The organism is Roseateles sp. P5_B10 (assembly GCF_056400485.1).
The window spans coordinates 1-4636 of record NZ_JBFULE010000414.1 but is presented as its reverse complement, the minus strand read 5'-3'; the positions used below and the strand labels follow the sequence as shown (position 1 = coordinate 4636).

Below are 4636 nucleotides of genomic sequence, written 5' to 3'. Positions count from 1 at the left end.
TCCTGGAACTGGTGGGCGACGAGACGCTGAGCCGCCGCTACGCTTTCATGGCGGCACCGCTGACCCACTCCGATGAGGCGCTGCAGCGCTGTATGCCCGGCGATGCCGGCTGGCAAGGATTGCCCATCGCCTTGGCCCTTCTGGACAGGCTGCAGCAGCGCCTTCAGCCCCCCACAACCTGACGCGAGTCACGCCATGACCCAAGCCACGCCCCGTCCCTTCCAAGTCCTCGGCCTGCAGCAGATCGCCATCGGCGGCCTGGACAAGGACAAGCTGCGCCGCCTGTGGGTGGACCTGCTGGGCGTGCCGGTGACCGGCAATTTCAAGAGCGAGCGCGAGAACGTCGATGAGGACATCTGCACGCTGGGGCAGGGCGTGCATGCCGTCGAGGTGGACCTGATGCAGCCGCTGGACCCGGAGAAGAAACCGGCCGTGCATGCCACGCCGTTGAACCACATCGGCCTGTGGGTGGACGACCTGCCAGCGGCCGTGGCTGCCATGACGGCGCAGGGCGTTCGCTTTGCGCCCGGTGGCATCCGCAAGGGCGCRGCCGGTTACGACATCTGCTTCATCCACCCGAAGAGCAACGATGAGTTCCCCATCGGCGGAGAGGGCGTGCTGATCGAGCTGGTGCAGGCACCGCCCGAGGTGATTGCAGCACTGGGTTGAAAGGCGACTGCGCTCAGCCGGGCTGGCGCGCTGTGGTGGCGAGCTTGTTGAGGTCGACGCCGCTGATGACGCCGCGCAGCTGGTCGATGCCGACCTGCTCGCCCTTGGCCTCGACGATGACGCCGTTGGGCAGCAGCACCGACATCTCGGCGTGCGAGCCATCCTTGCGATAGTCCTCGCGCACCGTGCGGTCGCCCTGCTTGAACACGCGCTCGATGCGGCCATCGGCCTCCTTGTCGAGCGTCATGTTGGCCCAGCCGGCGAGGTTGGCCATGCCGGCGAGGCTGCCCATGTCGGTGATGTCCAGGCTGATGGACTTGTCGCCATTGCCATAGCGGGCCCGGGCGGATGACGAGTTGATGCCGATCGCGCCGCCGCTCTGGGCCTCGACACTGGTGCGCTTGAAGTCGCCGAGAGTCTCAGGCAGCAGCGCCTTGAGGTCCGCGGCCGGCATCGGCTTGGCCCCCCCGGTCGCACCCGTCACAGCGCCCATCATCTCGCTCAGCGCCTTGCCCGCTGCAGCGCTGTCTCCCTTGGCCTGAGCCTCCTCCATGCGTTTGCCCAGCGCCTCCATGCGCTTGGCGGCCGCGTCCATCTTGCTGGTGTCGAGGGTGACGTCGCCGCCCGGGCCCTTGAGCGTCACCGAGCCGCTACCCTGATGCCCGCCGCCCCAGCTGCCCATGCCGAGTACTGCGCTGCTCACCGCGCCCACCACCAACCCGGCCACGATGCCCGCCACCACGACCACGGCGGTGTAGCCGGCGGACTTCTCCGGCGGGTTGCGCATCAGCACTGGCAGCCCGAGGTAGATGAGGTAGATCGAATAGAGCCCGCACAGCAGGCCCAGCACGCTCAGCGAGGGCAGGAGCTGGAACACCCCGCCCACGAAGCCAGCCGTGCAGCCATACGCCACCAGCTTGAGCGCGGCCAGGGGGTCGGGCGTGCCGCCGAAGGTGGGCGCCAGCGCGTTCACCAGCAGCGAAAGCAGGTAGACCATGCCCAGCGACAKCACATAGCCCACCACCATATGCACCAGGCCGCTCACGAAAGGCACGCGGAAGCTGATGCCGAAGCCACCCATTCCGATCACCGACATGCCGATGAAGCCCGCCACCGCCGGTATCGCCGCCAGGATGAGCAGCCATTCCTTGTACAGGGACTGCACCGTGGCGGTCTCCTGGGCGATCTGCGGCCAGGTGTCCTTGGGCTTGAGCAGGATGTCTTGGATGCGCTGAACCAGAATCATGGCGATCTCCGCAGGGGTGCCGCATCGTAGAAGCCGGCACCTGCGTGGCACATGGGGCTTTCATGAAGCCGCTCGCGGCGCTGACGTCTTTGGCGTTGGCGAAGCCGCGCTTCCCGAATCGCCGCTTCTGCGAAACCGTACCCGCCCGTAATCTGCAAGCAGCAAAACTTGCGCGTGCCGCGCTGGGCTCACCGGCCCGTGGCACACCGGAAGGCGAGGGGRCCACAAGCCGTTTCGTGAGTTCGGTCGCAAGGGTTTGCTCAGCACGGGCCAGAATGCGCGGCTTCTCATGCCGCTGCCGCCGATGCGCCTCCTCCACGTCCTGTTCGCCCTGCTGTTGCCGACCCTCGCGCAGGCCTGGGGCAACCACACCCCCATGTGCTACCGCGCCTTCGAGCGCATGCCCGAGGTTGCGAACGTTGCGGTCGTGAAGGCCGAACCTCTCGTCGACTTCCTTCGCGACCAGGAAGTGGCCATCGCCGCTCGGCTCGACGCTCAGGAGGCTTTGCTGCGCGAGCGCCTGAAGGGGCATGCCCCCCGGCCCGACGCGCTGCGCTTTGTGGCCGATGCCAAACGCAGCGACGCCGAGCGACGCGCCGCCTTCCTGCGCGCGCTGCGCCTGTCGCCCCAGGCCAGGCTGGCCCTCTATCTGCAGATCGACCCGCGCAACCCCGACGCCGGCCGCCCTGCACTGGATGTCGGCGTGGTCAGTGCCGCCACCCCGGGCAAGGGCGCGACCCAGCGCTTCGTCACACTGCAGCCCGGCGAGACCGTCGCGCCGCTGGCCGTGCTGGCCTCGGCCTGCGACGAGCCCGACTACGGCCACGACCTCAATCTCTTTGACGACAACCCGGGCAGCCCGGCCGACCCGGCTTACGGCTTCGGCAAGCAGCCCTTTGGCAACGCGGCCGTCGCGATCGGCTCGCAGGCGCCTTTCCACATGGGCTTCTTTCACCAGGGCGCCGTCTTCAACACGCTGGCGCCCAGCTTTGCGCGCACCTTCACCGAGTTGCGCGTGCAGCAGTACAGCGCATTGGCCGCGTTGGCCTGGCAGAGCGGCCATGCCTATTGGGGTTGGCGCTTTGCGGGCATGGCCCTGCACCATGTCGAGGACCTGACGCAGCCCTATCACTCCAGCGCTGCGCCGGGCGCGACGCTGGGCCACATGATGTGGGTCAACCTCAAGGCCCAGCTGGGCGCGCCAGCGGATCGCCAGGGATTGGTCGTGCTGCAGAGCAACCGCCATTTCGTGCTGGAGCAGTTCCAGACGCGCTGGATCATCGACAACGCGCAGCAGCGTCGCGATGGCCCGCTGGAGCTCGCGCTGCGCGACGCCACCCGCGACGGCCGCTACCCGGCCTGGGGTTTCGACTATGTACGCGACATCGTCGCGGCCGAGGCGTTCAAGGCCGGGCCGGCGACGGATGCAGCCGTCGTGGTCGGCGCGCCGGCGAAATTCGTCACTGACCCCAATTTGGACTTTGCTGCCAACGAAGCCCAGTTCGGCCCCGAGCTGGCGCGCGACCTGCAGGGTCAACGCGATGCCTTGCACCGGGCCATCGCTGAGCTGCTGGGCCATTTCGGTGCGCACAGCCGCAACGCGCTGCGTGGGATGTTGAAGCAGGCCAGCGCGCCGCATTGATCTTCGCAAACCACGAAACGCCAGTCGTTTTCTGGCGCAGAATCTCTATCTTCACGAAGGCTATGCTGGAGTTGGACGATCAACATGCGCCACGACCTCACCACTCTCAATCTCGTGCTCGCCATCGAGCAGACCCGCTCGATCACGCGCGGCGCCGCCCAGGAACACCTGGCGCTGGCAGCCGCCAGCAAGCGCCTGTCTGACCTGGAAAGCCGCCTTGGCGTGCAGCTCTTTGAGCGGCGCGCGAGGGGGTCGAACCTACCGAGGCAGGCCGCGCCTTGGTGCGCCATATCCGTTCGCTGCACGCATCCCTCTATGCACTCGAGACCGAGGTCATGGAGTTTTCGCGGGGCATCAAGGGCCATCTGCGCATCGCCGCCAACAGCAGTGCCATCACCGAGGCGCTGCCACCGCATCTGGTGGGTTTCTCGCAGGCGCACAGCCAGATCCGCATCAGCCTGGAAGACCTGACCAGCGCCGAGGCCCAGGCCGCGGTGGCGGAAGGGCGTGCCGACATCGGTGTGTTCTCGCCGCCTCTRCTGGACAACCGGCTGCAGACGTGGACGTTTGCGCATGGTCGCCTCGCGGCGCTCGTGCCCTTGAAGCACCCGCTGGCCCAGCGCGAGGAAGTCACCTTCGACGACCTGCTGGCCTACGACCTCATTGGCCTGCACGCCGGCGCCAGTGCCCAGGAGTTGATGCGCGAACAGGCAGCGGCCCGTGGCAAGACGCTCAATGCGCGCTGGCAGGTGCGTGGCTTTGATGCCATCGCCCAGCTCGTCGAGGCTGGCCTGGGCGTGGCCGTGCTGCCCGAGCAACCGGCCGAGCGCTTCACGCGCGTCTTCGGCGTGCGCTGCCTGCGGCTTGAAGAGCCGTGGGCCGAGCGCGAATATGTATTGGGTGTGCTGCGCCAGCAGCGTCTGCCCACCGTGGTGCAACGCTTCGTGGACACCCTGATTCCTCGAGAGAAGCAATGACTTCAAGAACCCTCTACGACAAGCTCTGGGATGAGCATGTCGTGCACTCCGAGCCGGATGGCACGGCACTGCTCTACATCGACCGCCACCTCGTGCATGAGG

The 4636-nt window shown here is 67.3% G+C and carries 5 protein-coding genes and 1 pseudogene; 5 read left to right on the top strand and 1 reads right to left on the bottom strand.

Annotated features, from left to right (window positions below; genetic code table 11):
* Together AC1DU6_RS20725 and AC1DU6_RS20720 are read left to right on the top strand one after the other, a co-directional pair.
* On the top strand, nt 1-182 hold a 182-nt coding region (locus tag AC1DU6_RS20725; RefSeq protein ID WP_477859263.1), incomplete at its 5' end, for a hypothetical protein.
* Nucleotides 183-195: 13 nt separating this feature from the next.
* Nucleotides 196-669 carry a VOC family protein gene (locus AC1DU6_RS20720; RefSeq protein ID WP_056196628.1) on the top strand — a complete coding sequence of 158 codons (474 nt, stop codon included), beginning with the start codon at nt 196-198 and terminating at the stop codon, nt 667-669.
* A 13-nt stretch (nt 670-682) separates the two neighbouring features.
* On the opposite strand, the gene AC1DU6_RS20715 is transcribed toward AC1DU6_RS20720, so the two are convergent.
* Nucleotides 683-1915 (bottom strand): Yip1 family protein, encoded by a 1233-nt coding sequence (locus AC1DU6_RS20715; RefSeq protein WP_477859260.1) that lies wholly within the window; start codon nt 1913-1915, stop codon nt 683-685.
* Between the two features lie 304 nt (nt 1916-2219).
* On the opposite strand from AC1DU6_RS20715, the gene AC1DU6_RS20710 reads away from it, so the two are divergent.
* The 3 genes and pseudogenes from AC1DU6_RS20710 (at nt 2220) to AC1DU6_RS20700 (ending at nt 4534) form a co-directional block, all read left to right on the top strand.
* The gene (locus AC1DU6_RS20710; RefSeq protein WP_477859259.1) at nt 2220-3557 is read left to right on the top strand and encodes a hypothetical protein; all 1338 of its coding nucleotides are present in this window, start codon (nt 2220-2222) and stop codon (nt 3555-3557) included.
* 84 nt (nt 3558-3641) lie between these two features.
* Nucleotides 3642-3752 (top strand): annotated as a pseudogene (locus AC1DU6_RS20705) (LysR family transcriptional regulator); the annotation flags it as partial.
* An 86-nt stretch (nt 3753-3838) separates the two neighbouring features.
* A complete protein-coding gene (locus AC1DU6_RS20700) occupies nt 3839-4534 on the top strand; it encodes a LysR substrate-binding domain-containing protein (protein WP_477859257.1) in 696 nt (231 codons plus the stop codon).
* Nucleotides 4535-4636: the final 102 nt, after the last annotated feature.